The 14,749-nt window shown below is 73.6% G+C and carries 15 protein-coding genes; 11 read left to right on the plus strand and 4 right to left on the minus strand.

Translation table 11 applies throughout. The features are described from left to right. Nucleotides 1-48 precede the first annotated feature (48 nt). From BUE48_RS11225 to BUE48_RS11240, 4 genes are all read left to right on the plus strand, one after another. Nucleotides 49-1,791, plus strand: a complete 1,743-nt coding sequence (locus BUE48_RS11225) for a SelB domain-containing protein (RefSeq protein WP_012852614.1) — start codon at nt 49-51, stop codon at nt 1,789-1,791. A 105-nt stretch (nt 1,792-1,896) separates the two neighbouring features. After that, nucleotides 1,897-3,090, plus strand: a complete 1,194-nt coding sequence (locus BUE48_RS11230; RefSeq protein ID WP_012852615.1) for an RtcB family protein — start codon at nt 1,897-1,899, stop codon at nt 3,088-3,090. A 131-nt stretch (nt 3,091-3,221) separates the two neighbouring features. Continuing rightward, nucleotides 3,222-4,211, plus strand: coding sequence for a GTP 3',8-cyclase MoaA (moaA, locus tag BUE48_RS11235; protein WP_012852616.1), 990 nt, complete (start codon nt 3,222-3,224; stop codon nt 4,209-4,211). Further along, nucleotides 4,208-5,029, plus strand: coding sequence for an NTP transferase domain-containing protein (locus tag BUE48_RS11240; RefSeq protein WP_012852617.1), 822 nt, complete (start codon nt 4,208-4,210; stop codon nt 5,027-5,029). The genes moaA and BUE48_RS11240 overlap by 4 nt, the downstream gene beginning before the upstream one ends. On the opposite strand, the gene BUE48_RS11250 is transcribed toward BUE48_RS11240, so the two are convergent. Then, nucleotides 5,026-5,262: a hypothetical protein gene (locus tag BUE48_RS11250; RefSeq protein ID WP_012852618.1), complete on the minus strand. Its 237-nt coding sequence runs from the start codon at nt 5,260-5,262 to the stop codon at nt 5,026-5,028. The two genes, BUE48_RS11240 and BUE48_RS11250, sit on opposite strands and share 4 nt — an antisense overlap. Before the next feature lie 183 nt (nt 5,263-5,445). Here BUE48_RS11250 and BUE48_RS11255 point away from each other — a divergent pair, with 183 nt between their 5' ends. The 4 genes from BUE48_RS11255 (at nt 5,446) to BUE48_RS11270 (ending at nt 9,186) form a co-directional block, all read left to right on the plus strand. Then, on the plus strand, nt 5,446-5,991 hold the full coding sequence (locus BUE48_RS11255) for a hypothetical protein (RefSeq protein ID WP_012852619.1): 546 nt from the start codon (nt 5,446-5,448) through the stop codon (nt 5,989-5,991). Between the two features lie 139 nt (nt 5,992-6,130). After that, nucleotides 6,131-6,532 (plus strand): DUF2267 domain-containing protein, encoded by a 402-nt coding sequence (locus BUE48_RS11260; protein WP_012852620.1) that lies wholly within the window; start codon nt 6,131-6,133, stop codon nt 6,530-6,532. Nucleotides 6,533-6,600: 68 nt separating this feature from the next. Continuing rightward, nucleotides 6,601-7,737: a polysaccharide pyruvyl transferase family protein gene (locus BUE48_RS11265; protein ID WP_012852621.1), complete on the plus strand. Its 1,137-nt coding sequence runs from the start codon at nt 6,601-6,603 to the stop codon at nt 7,735-7,737. A gap of 21 nt (nt 7,738-7,758) precedes the next feature. Next, nucleotides 7,759-9,186 carry an FAD-dependent oxidoreductase gene (locus BUE48_RS11270; protein WP_012852622.1) on the plus strand — a complete coding sequence of 476 codons (1,428 nt, stop codon included), beginning with the start codon at nt 7,759-7,761 and terminating at the stop codon, nt 9,184-9,186. Between the two features lie 230 nt (nt 9,187-9,416). On the opposite strand, the gene BUE48_RS11275 is transcribed toward BUE48_RS11270, so the two are convergent. Next, entirely contained in the window at nt 9,417-9,746 is a 330-nt protein-coding gene (locus tag BUE48_RS11275; RefSeq protein ID WP_286989767.1) for a DUF3099 domain-containing protein, read from the minus strand. A gap of 47 nt (nt 9,747-9,793) precedes the next feature. On the opposite strand from BUE48_RS11275, the gene BUE48_RS11280 reads away from it, so the two are divergent. Further along, nucleotides 9,794-10,006 carry a dodecin gene (locus BUE48_RS11280; RefSeq protein ID WP_012852624.1) on the plus strand — a complete coding sequence of 71 codons (213 nt, stop codon included), beginning with the start codon at nt 9,794-9,796 and terminating at the stop codon, nt 10,004-10,006. A 125-nt stretch (nt 10,007-10,131) separates the two neighbouring features. On the opposite strand, the gene BUE48_RS11285 is transcribed toward BUE48_RS11280, so the two are convergent. Together BUE48_RS11285 and BUE48_RS11290 are read right to left on the minus strand one after the other, a co-directional pair. Then, complete coding sequence (locus BUE48_RS11285) at nt 10,132-11,529, minus strand: metallopeptidase TldD-related protein (protein ID WP_012852625.1); 1,398 nt, start codon at nt 11,527-11,529, stop codon at nt 10,132-10,134. Beyond that, nucleotides 11,526-13,037, minus strand: coding sequence for a TldD/PmbA family protein (locus BUE48_RS11290; protein ID WP_012852626.1), 1,512 nt, complete (start codon nt 13,035-13,037; stop codon nt 11,526-11,528). Before BUE48_RS11290 ends, BUE48_RS11285 begins: the two co-directional genes overlap by 4 nt. Nucleotides 13,038-13,184: 147 nt before the next feature. On the opposite strand from BUE48_RS11290, the gene fabG reads away from it, so the two are divergent. Beyond that, complete coding sequence (gene fabG, locus BUE48_RS11295) at nt 13,185-13,889, plus strand: 3-oxoacyl-[acyl-carrier-protein] reductase (protein ID WP_012852627.1); 705 nt, start codon at nt 13,185-13,187, stop codon at nt 13,887-13,889. A 2-nt stretch (nt 13,890-13,891) separates the two neighbouring features. Then, nucleotides 13,892-14,671, plus strand: a complete 780-nt coding sequence (fabI, locus tag BUE48_RS11300; protein WP_012852628.1) for an enoyl-ACP reductase FabI — start codon at nt 13,892-13,894, stop codon at nt 14,669-14,671. Nucleotides 14,672-14,749: the final 78 nt, after the last annotated feature.

The raw sequence follows: 14,749 nt of genomic DNA on the forward strand, positions 1-14,749 counted from the left end.
CGGCCGGACCCCGGCGGCCGCCGTCCACGCCGCCGGCGGGGAGGGCTGATGCAGGTCATCGCGACCGCCGGACACGCCGGCCACGGCAAGTCGGCGCTGGTGCGGGCGCTCACCGGAATGGAGGCGGACCGGTGGACCGAAGAACGCGGCCGCGGGCCGTCCGCCGCCCTCGGGATCGCCTGGACCCGCCTGCCGTCCGGGCGGCGCCTGGCACTGGTGGACGTGCCGGGCCATGAGCGCCGCGTCACCGACATGCTGGCCGGGGCGGGGCCGGTGCCGGCGGCGATGATGGTGGTCGCCGCCGACGAGGGCTGGATGCCCCAGTCCCAGGAGCACGCCGAGGCCCTGCACGCCCTGGGCGTGCGGCACGGGCTGCTGGCGATCACCCGTGCGGACCTGGCCGACCCGACCCATGCGCTGCGCCAGGCCCGCGCCCGGCTGGAGGACATCGGGCTGCGCGGCCTGGAGGCGGTGACCGTCAGCTCCGTCACCGGTGCGGGCCTGCCCGACCTGATCGCCGCACTGGACCGGCTGGTGGCCCGGCTGCCGGTGCCCGACCCCGGCGCCCCGGTGCGGCTGTGGGTGGACGGCGCCTACGCCGTCGACGGCGGCACCGTCGTCACCGGCACGCTCGGCGCCGGCTGCATCCGGGCCGGGGACGAGCTGGTCCTCACCCCCCGCGGGCGCACCGTACGGGTACGGGCGCTGGAGTCGCTGAACGAGCCCGTCGAGCAGCTCACCGGGGTGTCCCGCGTGGCGCTCCACCTGCACGGCGTCGACCATGACGCGGTGAGTCGCGGCATGGCCCTGGTGAGCGCCGACCGCTGGACCATGACCACCTGCATCGACGTGCGGCTGAGCTTCGCCGAGGCGTCCGGGCGGCTGCCCCGCCAGATGGTCTTGCACATCGGCGCGGCCGCCGTGCCGGTGCGGCTGCGCCCGCTGGGCCCCGACACCGCCCGGCTGACCCTCAACGCCCGGCTGCCGCTGCACGTCGGCGACCGGGCCATATTGCGCGACCCCGCCCGCCGCGCCGTGGCCGGGATGCGCGTGCTGGACGTGCGCCCGCCCACCCTGGTGCGGCGCGGCGCGAACACCGCGCGGGCCCGGGAACTGGCGAGCTGGCCGGACCGCCCCGACGGCGCGCTGCTGCTGCGCCGGCACGGGATGCTGCGCGAACGGGAGCTGGCCTTGATGGGCTGCCGGCCGCCCAAGGACGCCGTCCGGCTGGAACCCGACTGGCTGGCCGACCCCGCCCACTGGGAGCGGCTGCACCAGCGGCTGGCCGAGGAGCTGGCCCGGCATGCCGCCGCCCACCCGCTGGCCCCCGGCCTGACGCTGGAGGCCGCCCGGCTGCGGCTGGGGCTGCCCTCCCGCGCACTGGTGGCCGCACTGGCGCGCCCCCCGCTGCGCCTGGCCGGCGGCCGGGTGTACGGGCCGCCGCCCCAGGTGGCCGAGGCGGTGCGGCGGCTGCGCGCCGAACTGGCCGACGCCCCCTTCCGCGCCCCGGAGGCCGACCGGCTGGCCGAGCTGGGACTGACCGGCCCCACCTTGGCCGCCGCGGTGGCCGCCGGGGCGGTGCTGCGGCTGGCCGACGGGGTGGTGCTGCCCGGCGACGCCGACCGGCAGGCGCTGCGGATCCTGGCCGGCCTGCCGCAGCCGTTCACCGTGGCCGAGGCCGGGCGGGCGCTGGGCACCAGCGGCCGGGTGGCGATCCCGCTGCTGGAGCACCTGGACCGGCAGGGGCTGACCGAACGCGACGGCGACCACCGCCGCGTCCGCGCCCGCTGAACCGCGGAAAATGTGTTGAGCGCAGGCGGCGGCTTTTGGCGTCATTGAACGCGTCATCACATCCCGGGCGTTTGGCGCCGGAAGGTCATACCGGAAGGAACGACGATGCCGTACCGGACCCTGCGGAGCGGTCATGTCCCGATCCGCATGTGGGCGGATCCCGCCGAGGTCGAACCGGCCGCTCTCGACCAGCTGCGCAACGTGGCCGAGCTGCCGTGGGTCCATGGCGTCGCGGTCATGCCCGATGTGCACTACGGCAAGGGGGCCACGGTGGGCTCGGTCATCGCCATGCGCGATGCGGTCTCCCCGGCCGCCGTCGGCGTGGACATCGGCTGCGGCATGACCGCCGTGCGCTCCAGCCTCACCGTCGAGGACCTGCCCGACGACCTGGGCCGGCTGCGCTCCATGCTGGAGAAGGCCATCCCGGTCGGCCACCGCGCCCACAAGACCCCCATCGACCCCTCGACGGTGCCCGGCCTGAGGGAACGCGGCTGGTACGACTTCTGGAAGGGCTTCGATGAGCTGGTCCCGGCCGTGCGCGGCCGGCTCGGCCGGGCCCGCGCCCAGATGGGCACGCTCGGCGGCGGCAACCACTTCCTGGAGGTGTGCGCCGACGACGCCGGCGCGATCTGGATCGTGCTGCACTCCGGCTCCCGCAACATCGGCAAGGAGCTGGCCGAGCACCACATCGAGACCGCCCGCCGCCTGCCGCACAACCGGGACCTGCCCGACCCGGACCTGGCGGTCTTCCTGGCCGGCACCCCCAAGATGGACGCCTACCGCCGGGACCTGTTCTGGGCGCAGGAGTACGCGCGGCGCAACCGCGCGCTGATGATGGCGCTCGCCCAGAACGTGGTCACCGGCTTCTTCAAGGGCCGGAAGATCACCTGGGACGAGCAGATCTCCTGCCACCACAACTACGTGGCCGAGGAGGTCTACGACGGGGTGGAGCTGCTGGTCACCCGCAAGGGCGCGATCCGCGCCGGCCGCGGCGAGCTGGGCATCATCCCCGGCTCGATGGCGACCGGCACCTACATCGTGCGCGGCCTGGGCAACGAGCAGGCCTTCAACTCCGCCTCCCACGGGGCCGGCCGCAAGATGAGCCGCAACAAGGCCCGCAAGACCTTCACCCTGGCCGACCTGCAGGCCCAGACCGCCGGCGTGGAGTGCCGCAAGGACGCCGGGGTGCTCGATGAGATCCCCGGCGCCTACAAGGACCTGGAGTCGGTCATCGCCGCCCAGACCGACCTGGTGGAGGTCGTGGCGCACCTGCGCCAGCTGATCTGCGTCAAGGGCTGACAGCGGCCCGCCCGTCCCCGCGGCGGCCCGCCCGCCGCGGGGACGGGCGTTGCGCCGAATCTCCGGCCACCGGAATAGAGTGGGAGGAACCGCGCCGATGGGGCGGGGTCCCGGGGCAGGAGGGAGTGCCGGTGCTGGTCGATCGTTTCGGCCGGGTCGCTACCGATCTGCGGGTCTCCCTGACCGACCGGTGCAACCTCCGCTGCACCTACTGCATGCCGCCCGAAGGGCTGCCGTGGCTGCCCAAACCGCAGCTGCTCACCGACGATGAGGTGGTCCGCCTGGTGGCGATCGGGGTGCGCCGCCTGGGCATCACCGAGGTCCGCTACACCGGCGGCGAGCCGCTGCTGCGCCGCGGCCTGGTGGAGATCGTGCGCCGCACCGCCGAGCTGCGTCCCCGCCCGCAGATCTCGCTGACCACCAACGGCATCGGCCTGCGGCGCCTGGCGCCCGCGCTGGCCGAGGCCGGGCTGGACCGGGTCAACGTCTCCCTGGACACCTTGGACGCCGGCCTGTTCCGGCGCCTGGCGCACCGCGACCGGCTGGCCGACGTGCTGGCCGGGCTGGAGGCCGCCCACCGCGCCGGGCTGCACCCGGTCAAGGTCAACGCGGTGCTGATGCGCGGCGTCAACGACCATGAGGCGGTGCCGCTGCTGCGCTTCTGCCTGGAGCGCGGCTACCAGCTGCGCTTCATCGAGCAGATGCCGCTGGACGCCCAGCACGGCTGGCGGCGCGCGCAGATGGTGACCGCTGAGGAGATCCTGGCGGAGCTGTCGCGGGAGTTCGAGCTGACCCCCGAGGACCCGCGGACGCGCGGCAGCGCCCCCGCCGAGACCTTCCTGGTCGACGGCGGGCCCGGCCGGGTGGGGATCATCGGCTCGGTCACCCGTCCCTTCTGCGGCGCCTGCGACCGGGTGCGGCTGACCGCCGACGGGCATGTCCGCAACTGCCTGTTCGCCACCGAGGAGACCAATCTGCGCGACGCCATGCGCGCCGGCGCCGATGACGAGGAGCTGGCCGGACGGTGGGCCGCGGCGGTGCGCGCCAAGCGCGCCGGGCACGGCATCGACGACCCGGGCTTTCTGCAGCCCGCCCGTCCCATGTCGGCGATCGGCGGATGAAACCCTCTCCCGCACTGCCCGCCGGCTTCGACGCGGTGATCCTGGCCGGGGGCCGGGCCCGGCGGATGGGCGGCGCCGACAAGCCCGCCGCCCGCGTCGCCGGCCGGCCGCTGATCGGCTGGGCGGCCGCCGCCGTGGCCGGCGCCGCCCGCCTGGTGGTGGTGGGACCGCCCCGCCCCGAGCCGCCCGGCGCCGTCACCGTCTGCGAGGACCCGCCGGGCGGCGGCCCGGTGCCGGCGCTGCGCGCCGGGCTGCGCGAGGTGCGCGCCCCCTGGGTGGTGCTGCTCGCCGCCGACCTGCCGTTCTTGCGCGCCCACCAGGTGGAACGGCTGCGACGGGCGGCGGCGCGGCAGGGCCGCGGGGCGGTGCTGGTCGATGCGGAAGGCCGCCCCCAGTGGCTGATCGGCTGCTGGCGCACCGCCGCGCTGCGCGCCGCCGTGCACGCCTACCGGGGCGCGTCGCTGCACGGCCTGCTGGCCCCCCTGGAGCCGCTGCCGGTGCGCCTTCCTGCGGGCGACCGGCCGCCTTGGTACGACTGTGACACCCCCGAGTCGCTCGAACGGGCGCGAAGCATCGCGGAGGGACGAATGCTGGAGGAATGGATCGAGGCGGTCTGCCTGGAGCTGGGGCTGGAGCGCGACCAGCTCGACCGGGACCTCGTCCTGAACCTGGCTCGCGACGTGGCCCACGGGGTGGCCCGGCCGGCCGCGCCGCTCACCGCCTATCTGCTGGGGCTGGCGGTGGGACGCGGCGCCGCCGCCCGCGACGCCGCCGCCCGGATCACCGATCTGGCCGAGGGCTGGGCGGGCCGGGACTAGGAGGGGGCCTGCTCGGCCTCCTCCACCGGCACCACCTCCCGCAGGAAGCCGCGGCGGCCCAGGAATTGCGACAGGCTCTGGCGGTGCCGGTCGCAGGCCAGCCAGATCTTGCGCCGCTCCGGCGGGTGGATCTTGGGGTTGTTCCAGCGCAGCGCCCATACGGCCGGGGCGCGGCAGCCTTTGGCCGAGCAGCGCGGCTCCTCGGCCGGCTCGCTGAGTGCGGACTCGCTCACGATGGGTCCTTATGCGGCGGGCGGCAAAGGCCCGGGGTCGGCATGGCGTTGACGATTTCAGTGTGCCCCGCTTCGGTGCGTCCCGTGCCGCCCGCCTGCCACGCGTGCGGCCGTGCATGAACGCGGCCGCAGGTGGCATGTGATGGCCAAGGGGGCAGTGGGCCCGTGACACCTGGAGGCCACATGACAACGCGGCAATTGCGGCGGCGGGGCACGCTGGGCCTGCCCGCCGAGCCCGCTTTGCTGGGGATCTATCTCAACGACCATCTGGCCGGGGCGACCGGGGGCCGGGAGCTGGCCAAGCGGATCGCCCGGGCGCACCGGGGCACCGCGGCCGGCCCGGAGCTGGAGCGGCTGGTCGCCGAGATCGCCGAGGACCGCCGGGAGTTGCTGGCCGTGATGAGGACGCTGGGCGTCCCGGTTCGGCGCTACAAGGCCGTGCTGGGCTGGCTGGGGGAGCGGCTCGGCCGGCTCAAGCCCAGCGGGCGGCTGCTGAGCCGTTCCCCGCTCAGCAGCGTGATCGAGCTGGAGACGATGCGGCTGGGGGTGGAGGGCAAGCAGTCGGTCTGGGTGCTGCTGCGCCGGCTCGCCGAATACGACCGCCGGCTGGACGCCGCCCGGCTGGACCGGCTGGCCGACCGGGCCGCGCGCCAGTCGCGGCTGCTGGAGGAGCTGCGGGTGCGCGCCGCCGACGACATCTTCGGCGTCGCCCGGCAGCCCACAGGGTAGATCTACAACGTAAAGGCGATGGGCGGTCTCCCGTGGCCGCGAGGCCGGCGACCGGCCCCGCGGCCACGGACGCGTTAACGGCCCGCGATAACGGGCAGTCTCCCCCCGCCGAAAACGACCGCGTGGAGGGAGCGGCGACATGCAGCACGACGAGTTCATCGGCCGGGTGCAGAACCGGGCGCGGCTGCCCAGCCGCGGGGCGGCCGAGCGGGCCTGCCGGGCGACGCTGGAGACGCTCGGTGAACGGGTCCCCGAGGGGCTGGCCGACAAGCTCGCCGCGCAGCTGCCGCACGAGATCGGCGAGCATCTGCGCCGCACGGAGGTCTACGGCGGCGCCGGCACCGGTGAACGCTTCGGGCGGCGCGACTTCATCAACCGCGTCGCCGCCCGGGCGGGGGTGGACGGGCCGAAGGCGGTCTACCTGGCCCGGTCCGTGCTGGAGGTCGTCCAGGAGGCCACCGAGGGGAGGATCACCGACAAGGTCGCCGAAAGCCTGCCGCCCGACATCAGGGAACTGGTCCTGAACACCGGCGGGCACTGAACTCCGCCGCCCGCACCGCGTCCCGGGCGGACGCCGGCCGGGACGCGTGATCCAAAGCGTGAGGATGGATGGACCTGCACGACAGCCACGATCACCGGGCGCCCACCATCGGCGTGCTCGGCTCCTACGGCGGCCTCAACCTGGGCGATGAGGCGATCTTGACCTGTGTGCTCAAGTGCCTGCGCCGGCACCGCCCTCAGGCGCGGCTGGTGGTCTTCAGCCGCAACGTCGAGCACACCCGCGCCCACCACGACGGCCTGCAGACCGTCTCCTGGCAGCGGGTGGGCCGCGAGCGCACCCACAGCGCGGTCGCCGAACTGGACGCCCTGGTGCTCGGCGGCGGCGGCATCCTCTACGACGGCGAGGCCTCCAAGTACCTGCGCATGGTCCAGGCCGCCCACGAACTGGGCATCCCCACCTTCGGGTACGCGGTCGGGGCCGGCCCGCTGCGCGAGCGGGAGGACCGGCGGATCGTCCGCGAGACGCTGGACGGGCTGACCGACCTGACCGTGCGGGACGAGGAGTCCAAGCTGGTGCTGGAGGACGCCGGCGTCACCCGGCAGATCACGGTGACCGCCGACCCGGCGATGCTGCTGGAGAGCGAGCCCTTCACCCGCCGCATGCTGGCCGCCGAGGGCATCCCGCTGGACGCCCGCCTGGTGGGCATGTCGGTGCGCGAGCCGGGCCGGGCCGCCGAGCACCTGGACGAGGCCAGCTACCACGCCCTGCTGGGGGAGGTGGGGGACTTCCTGGTGCGGCGGCTGGACGCCACGCTGGTGTTCGTCCCCATGGAGGCCGACGACGTCCGCCACGCCCACGCGGTGCTGTCGCACATGACCGCCGCCCGGCGGGGCCGGATCCTGCACGGCTCCTACCGTCCCGGCCAGATCCTGGGGCTGGCCCGGCACCTGGACCTGGCGGTGGGGATGCGGCTGCACTTTCTGATGTTCATGGCGATGGCCGGGGTGCCCTTCCTGCCGCTGCCGTACGCCGGGAAGGTGTTCGACTTCGCGCAGGCGGTGGGGGCCCCGGCGCTGACCGGGGTGGCCCGCGAGGAGGCCGGACCGCTGCTGGCCGAGGTGGACCGGCTGTGGGACGAGCACACCACCCGGATGCCGCAGCTGCGCTCCCGGGTGCGGGCGCTGCGTGCGCGGGCCGCGCTGACCTGCGAGCGGTACGGCGAGTTCATCGACAAGATCGGCTAAAAGGGGCGGGAGGACACCCACATGCCGGTGCTGCGGCCACTGACCGAGCCTGCCCCGTTGACGCTGCCCCCGCGCCGGGCGCGCCTGGCCGCCCGCACCCAGGTGCTCGTCGTCGGCGGCGGCCCCTCGGGACTGGGCGCCGCGCTGGGCGCCGCCGCGGCCGGGGCGCGCACCGTGCTGGTGGAGCGGTACGGGTTCCTGGGCGGCAACGCCACCGCCGCGCTGGTGATGCCGCTGATGTCCTTCCACAACGAAAAGCGCCAGCAGCGGCCGGGCGACCCCACCCGGCTGCTGCCCATCGACCACGGCGAGGGGGAGCCGGTGGTGGCCGGGGTGCTGTGGCGGCTGCTGGAGCGGCTGGCCGTGCGGGGCGGCGCGGTGCTGCCGTCGGTGCGCACCGGCTACACCGTCCCCTTCGACCCGGAGCTGTTCAAGCTGGTGGCGCTGGACCTGCTGGATGAGGCCGGGGTGGAGCTGCTGCTGCACGCGCTGGCCTCCGGGGTGCTGGAGGTGCCCGGCGGGCGGCAGGTGGTGTTCGAGACCAAGTCCGGGCCGGTGGTCATCGAGGCCGAGGTGGTGGTCGACTGCACCGGCGATGGGGACGTGGCCGCCGCGGCAGGGGCCTCCTATGAGGTGGGACGGGACGAAGACGGCCTGGTCCAGCCGATGACGCTGATGTTCCGGATGGTGGAGTTCGACCGCACCGCCTTCGGCGACTACGTCCGCGCCCACCCCGACCAGTGGCGCGGCGTGCACGGCCTGTGGGATCTGATCGAGCAGGCCGTGGCGGCGGGGGAGCTGCAGATGCCCCGCGAGGACATGCTGTTCTTCGCCACCCCCCACGAACGGGAGGTGTCGGTGAACAGCACCCGGGTGACCGAGGTGCTCGGCACCAGCGTGTGGGACCTGACGCTGGCCGAGCACGTCAGCCGCCGCCAGATGGAGCAGCTGGTGCGCTTCCTGCGCGAGCGGGTCCCCGGGTTCGCCCGGTCCTACCTGGTGCAAAGCGGCGTGAACATCGGGGTGCGCGAGACCCGCCGCATCACCGGCGACTACCGGCTCACCGGCGAGGACATCCTCAGCGCCCGCAAGTTCGACGACGCCATCGCCCGCGGCGCCTACCCGGTCGACATCCACCACCCCCGCGGCATGGGCACGATCCTGCGGCGGCTGCCGCCGGGGGAGTCCTATGACATCCCGCTGCGCTGCCTGCACCCGGCCGGGATCGAGCGGGTGCTGGTGGCCGGGCGCTGCATCTCCGGCACGCACGTCGCCCACTCCTCCTACCGGGTGATGCCGATCGCGATGGCCACCGGCCAGGCCGCCGGGGTCTGCGCGGCGCTGGCCGTGCGCTCGGGCCGGCCGCCGCGCCGGGTCCCGGCGGCCGAGGTGCAGCGCGAGCTGCGGGCCCAGGGCGCCAGCCTGCGCGCGGGCCTGGGCGAGGGGTGAGACGGCGGGCGGGGGAACGGTAAAAAGACCTCAAGCAGAAGACTTACGGTGCGTCTCGCCCAGGTCACGGCAAGAGAAAGCGGCGCCGGGTGGATACGGGGGCAATCCACCCGGCGCCGCGTCATCGGTGTTCCGACGGGGGCCCGGAACACCGGTACGGGCGCTCCGACGGGGGACCAGAGCGCCGGTACAAATCGTACACCGAAACCCCCCGCACTTAGTCAAGAAAGTCACCCGCCGATTTCCGGAGGACGGCCGGAAATCGCTTTACGGTCGATCCCTTGATGGTCTTCAAGGTGCACTCGCGGCTGCGGCTCGCGCCCTCCGTTGGCCATCACCACGCTGACGTAGGGCAGCACCACCGCCCCCACCACCAGCAGCCCCGCCAGCCACAGCGGCGCCCCGGCCGCGGCGGCCAGCACGGCGGCCACGAAGCAGACCGTGCGCACCCCCATCGAGATCAGATATCGGCGCTGCCGGTACCCGATGTCCTGCGACATCGGCAGCGGCGCGTCGGTGACGGTGTAAACGGCGGCACGTCTGCGGGAAATCACCTTCACACATCCACGTTAGGCCCGGCCACCGCCGCCGGCCACAGGAGGGGCACATGTCCGACCGTACTTATCGGGTGACCGAGATCGTCGGGACCTCCCCGGAGGGGGTCGAACAGGCGATCCGCAACGGAATCAGCCGCGCCGCGCAGACCCTGCGGCATCTGGACTGGTTCGAGGTGACCGAGATCCGCGGCCAGCTCGAAGGCGGCCGGGTGGCGCACTTCCAGGTGGGGCTGAAGGTCGGCTTCCGGCTGGAGGACGCCTGAGGCCGCCCGGTCCCCGGGGCTGACCGCCCGGATCACATGTCCTTTTCGGAGCGGTCAGGAAACAGCCGCAAGAGGCGCCGCCCGTGGCCGGATCCGGCCCGTCCGGATCCGGCCACGGGCTCGGGTCAGGACGCCTGGCTGACGGTCGACATGTTGAAGTCGGCCACCCGCACCGGCGGCATCGCCGCCCGGGTGAAGTAGTCCGACCACTCGCGCGGCAGCGTCCGGGCGGTGGCGCCCACCTCGGTCAGCCGCGACAGCAGGTCCACCGGGCTTTCGTTGAACCGGAAGTTGTTGACCTCGCCGACGACCTCGCCGCCCTCCACCAGGTACACGCCGTCGCGGGTCAGCCCGGTCAGCAGCAGGGTCCGCGGGTCCACCTCGCGGATGTACCACAGGCAGGTCAGCAGCAGCCCCCGCTCGGTGCGGGCCACCATGTCCTCCAGCGAGGCGCCGGCCCCGTCCGGCCCCCGCAGGATCAGGTTGTCGACCGCCGGGGTCATCGGCAGCCCGGTCAACGCCGCCGAGTGCCGGGTCTGGACCAGCGCGTTCAGCGTGCCGTCGCTGATCCAGTCGGTGGCCGGCACCGCCAGCCCGTTGTCGAACACCGAGGAGTCGCTTCCGGAGGCGCGTGCGATGACGAACGGGGCGCACTCCAGCCCGGGCGCGGCGGGGTCGCTGGAGAGCGTGACCGGCAGGGCGGCCAGCTTCTCCCCGACCCGGGTGCCGCCGCCGGGGGCGCTGAAGACGGTGCGGCCGTCGTGGGCGTCGCGGGCCCCGGCCGTCCAGTACAGGTAGATCATCAAGTCGGCCACCGCGCTGGGCGGCAGGATCGTCTCATAGCGCCCGGCCGGCAGCTCCACCCGCCGCCGGCTCCACTCCAGCCGGCGGGCCAGCTGGTCGGTCAGTGCGGGCACGTCCACGTCGGTGAAGTCACCGGTGCCCACCCCCGTCCACGCCGAGCCGCCGCCGCTGGCCCCCGCCAGCTTGGCGTTCAGCTCCATCAGCCCGGTCGGCTGATCGTGCCGCAGCCGCAGCCCCGTCGAGCTTCCCAGGTAGGTCGAGGTCATCTGGTGGTCGGCGAACCCGTACAGCCGGCGACCGCCCGCTTCGGCCTGCGCGAACGCCTCGCCCAGCGCCGGGGCCAGCCGCGCGAACACCCCGATGTCGGTCTCGGCGGGCGGGGCGGCCCACTCGCCGCCCAGACCGGGCGGGGCGTCGGCGGCCAGCGGCGCGGCGTCCTCGGCCGGCCGGCTCTCGGCGGCCGCCTGCTCGGCCTGCCGCACCACTTCCTCGAGCTGCTCGTCCCGGACCGCCGAACGCGAGACCACCCCGCTGCAGACGCCCTCGGCGGTGTGGCGCAGCGCGATCACGGTCAGCCGCCGGGAGCGGGTGACCCCGTTGGTGGTGAGCGTGTTGCCCGCCCACCGCAGGTTGGCCCGACTGGTCTCCTCGGCGATCACCACGCACTCGTCGGCGCGGGACAGCTCCAGCGCCCGCTCCACGCTCTCCTGCGGGGTCACTGACCGGCCTCCTTCAGTGCGTTGAGAATGTTGACGCCGCGGAACAGCGCCGCCGGGCAGCCGTGGCTGACCGGCGCCACCTGCCCGGGCTGGCCCTTGCCGCAGTTGAACGCCCCGCCCAGCAGGTAGGTCTGCGGGCCGCCCACCGCCTCCAGGGAGTTCCAGAAGTCGGTGGTGGTGGCCTGGTAGGCCACGTCCCGGACCTGCCCGGCCAGCCGGCCGCCCTCGATCCGGTAAAAGCGCTGCCCGGTGAACTGGAAGTTGTAGCGCTGCATGTCGATCGACCAGCTCTTGTCGCCCACGATGTACAGCCCGCGCTCCACCCCGGCGATCAGCTCCTCGGTGGAGGGGCCGTCCGGTGCCGGCTGCAGCGACACGTTGGCCATGCGCTGCAGCGGCATGCTGGAGGCCGAGTCGGCGAACGCGCAGCCGTTGCTGCGCTCGTACCCCATCAGGCGGGCGATGCGCCGGTCGAGCTGGTAACCGGTGAACACGCCCTCGGTGATGATGTCGAACCGCTGGGCGGCCACGCCCTCGTCGTCATAGCCGATGGTGGCCAGCCCGTGCTCGGCGGTGCGGTCACCGGTCACGTTCATCACCGGCGACCCGTAGCGCAGTTCGCCCAGCTTGTCGGGGGTGGCGAACGAGGTGCCCGCATAGGCGGCCTCATAGCCCAGCGCCCGGTCCAGTTCGGTGGCGTGCCCGATCGACTCGTGGATGGTCAGCCACAGGTTGGACGGATCGATCACCACGTCGTAGCGGCCCGGCTCGACCGACGGCGCCGCCAGCTTGGCCTCCAGCAGCTCCGGGATCTCCGCCAGCTCGGCGTCCCAGTCCCAGGCGCCCTCTTCGGGACGTCCGGTCAGGTACTCATAGCCGCGCCCGACCGGCGGGGCCAGCGTGCGCATCGTGTCGAACAGCCCGTCGCCGATCGCCACCGCCTCCACCACCGGGTGCACCCGCACCCGCTGCTGGGTGGTCACCGTGCCCGCCAGGTCGGCGTAGAACTTGTTCTCCTTGACCTGCAGCAGCGCGGCGTCCACATGGTCGATGCGGCGGTCGGCCAGCAGCCGCCCGCTCCACTCCGCCAGCAGCGCCACCTTTTCGGCGGTGTCCACCTGGAACGGGTCGATCCGGTAGGAGGAGACCCAGGTGCGCTCCCCGTGCACGGGCTCGTCCGCCAGCTCGATGGGCTCGCGGTTGAGCGCGGCGGCGACCTCGGCCACCCGCACCGCCTGCTCGGCCACCTTGGCGGCCCCTTGCACGGTCAGCTCCACGCCCGCGGCGAACCCCCAGGTGCCGTTCTTGATCACCCGGACCGACAGGCCCACATCGTCGGCGTCCAGCGCGGTCTGCAGCTTGCCGTCGTGCAGCCGCAGCGTCTGGCTGCGAATGCGTTCACAGCGGAAGTCGGCGTGCGCGGCGCCCAGCTCCCTGGCCCGGGCCAGGGCGGCGTCGGCGAGCGCGCGCAGCGGCAGCGCGGTGAAGGAATGATCGATCTGGTGCACGGGCTCGAACCTACCTTCGGATCGCCCTACAAACGCACCAGAGGGTTCTTGTGGGCAAGCGACATCTCCTTCGCCCCGCGCCGCCACTAGGCTCAGGCGCTGGCGCGGCGGAGGTCCCCGCGCGGACGATCCAGGAGGTTATGACATATGAGTCGGTCCGTCCTCGTGACCGGGGGCAACCGCGGGATCGGCCTGGCGATCGCCCGGGAGCTGGCGGCCGCGGGCGACGCGGTGGCCGTGACCTACCGTTCCGGTGAGCCGCCCGAGGGTCTGTTCGGCGTCAAGTGCGATGTGACCAGCAGCGAGGAGGTCGACGAGGCCTTCGGCAAGGTGGAGGCCGAACAGGGCCCGGTGGAGGTGCTGGTGGCCAACGCCGGCATCACCCGCGACACCCTGCTGGCCATCATGAAGGAGGAGGACTTCACCTCCGTCCTGGACACCAACCTGACCGGCGCCTTCCGGGTCGCCAAGCGGGCCGCCAAGCAGATGATGCGCAAGCGCTACGGCCGCATCGTGCTGGTGTCGTCGGTGGTGGGGCTGATGGGCTCGGCGGGGCAGACCAACTACGCCGCCTCCAAGGCCGGGCTGGTGGGCTTCGCCCGCTCCCTGGCCCGTGAGCTGGGCTCGCGCAACATCACCGTGAACGTGGTGGCGCCCGGCTTCGTGGACACCGACATGACCGCCGTGCTGGGCGAGGAGCGCAAGAAGACCATCGAGGCGCTGATCCCGCTGGGCCGCATCGCCGCACCCGAGGAGGTCGCCAAGGCGGTGCGCTTCCTCGCCAGCGACGACGCCGCCTACATCACCGGGGCCGTGATCCCGGTCGACGGCGGCCTGGGAATGGGGCACTGAGCATGGGACTTCTCGACGGCAAGCGGATCTTGGTCACCGGGGTGCTGACCGACGCCTCCATCGCCTTCCACGTGGCGCGGCTGGCCCAGCTGGAGGGCGCGCAGGTGGTGCTGACCGCCTACCCGCGGCCCACCCTGACCGAGCGGATCGCCAAGCGCCTGCCCTCCGGCCAGGCCGGCGACCCGCCGCCGGTGATCGAGCTGAACGTCACCGACAACGACCACCTGGAGTCTCTGGCCGACAAGGTCCGCGAACACGTCGACGGGCTGGACGGGGTGGTGCACGCCATCGCCTTCGCCCCCGAGACCGCGCTGGGCGGCAACTTCCTGAACACCCCCTGGGAGGACGTCGCCACCGCCGTGCACATCTCCGCCTACTCGCTGAAGTCGCTGACCATGGCCTGCCTGCCGCTGATGAAGGACGGCGGGTCGGTGGTCGGGCTGGACTTCGACGCCAGCGTGGCCTGGCCGGTCTACGACTGGATGGGCGTGGCCAAGGCGGGGCTGGAGTCCACCGCCCGCTACCTGGCCAAGTACCTGGGCCCGCAGGGCATCCGGGTCAACCTGGTGGCCGCCGGGCCGCTGGGCACCATGGCCGCCAAGAGCATCCCCGGCTTCGCCGAGATGCGGGACCTGTGGCCCAAGCACGCCCCGCTCGGCTGGGACGTGGAGAACGCCGAGCCCACCGCCCGGGCGTGCGTGGCGCTGCTGTCGGACTGGTTCCCCGCCACCACCGGCGAGATCATCCATGTCGACGGCGGCGTCCACGCGATCGGCGCCTGACGCATCACCCTGGTTCGTCACCCGGAGCGGGGGTGCCGCGGCACCCCCGCTCCGGCGTTCTCACGCCGCTTCCACAGA

It is taken from the genome of Thermomonospora sp. CIF 1 (assembly GCF_001896795.1).
GTDB lineage: Bacteria > Actinomycetota > Actinomycetes > Streptosporangiales > Streptosporangiaceae > Thermomonospora > Thermomonospora curvata.

What these genes read in the sequence shown, in the direction of transcription:
- fabI (WP_012852628.1), top strand. Translation starts at nt 13,892, where the DNA reads ATGGGACTTCTCGACGGCAAGCGGATCTTGGTCACCGGGGTGCTGACC.
- BUE48_RS11265 (WP_012852621.1), top strand. Translation starts at nt 6,601, where the DNA reads ATGGACCTGCACGACAGCCACGATCACCGGGCGCCCACCATCGGCGTG.
- BUE48_RS11225 (WP_012852614.1), top strand. Translation starts at nt 49, where the DNA reads ATGCAGGTCATCGCGACCGCCGGACACGCCGGCCACGGCAAGTCGGCG.
- BUE48_RS11280 (WP_012852624.1), top strand. Translation starts at nt 9,794, where the DNA reads ATGTCCGACCGTACTTATCGGGTGACCGAGATCGTCGGGACCTCCCCG.
- BUE48_RS11255 (WP_012852619.1), top strand. Translation starts at nt 5,446, where the DNA reads ATGACAACGCGGCAATTGCGGCGGCGGGGCACGCTGGGCCTGCCCGCC.
- BUE48_RS11230 (WP_012852615.1), top strand. Translation starts at nt 1,897, where the DNA reads ATGCCGTACCGGACCCTGCGGAGCGGTCATGTCCCGATCCGCATGTGG.
- BUE48_RS11240 (WP_012852617.1), top strand. Translation starts at nt 4,208, where the DNA reads ATGAAACCCTCTCCCGCACTGCCCGCCGGCTTCGACGCGGTGATCCTG.
- fabG (WP_012852627.1), top strand. Translation starts at nt 13,185, where the DNA reads ATGAGTCGGTCCGTCCTCGTGACCGGGGGCAACCGCGGGATCGGCCTG.
- BUE48_RS11270 (WP_012852622.1), top strand. Translation starts at nt 7,759, where the DNA reads ATGCCGGTGCTGCGGCCACTGACCGAGCCTGCCCCGTTGACGCTGCCC.
- BUE48_RS11260 (WP_012852620.1), top strand. Translation starts at nt 6,131, where the DNA reads ATGCAGCACGACGAGTTCATCGGCCGGGTGCAGAACCGGGCGCGGCTG.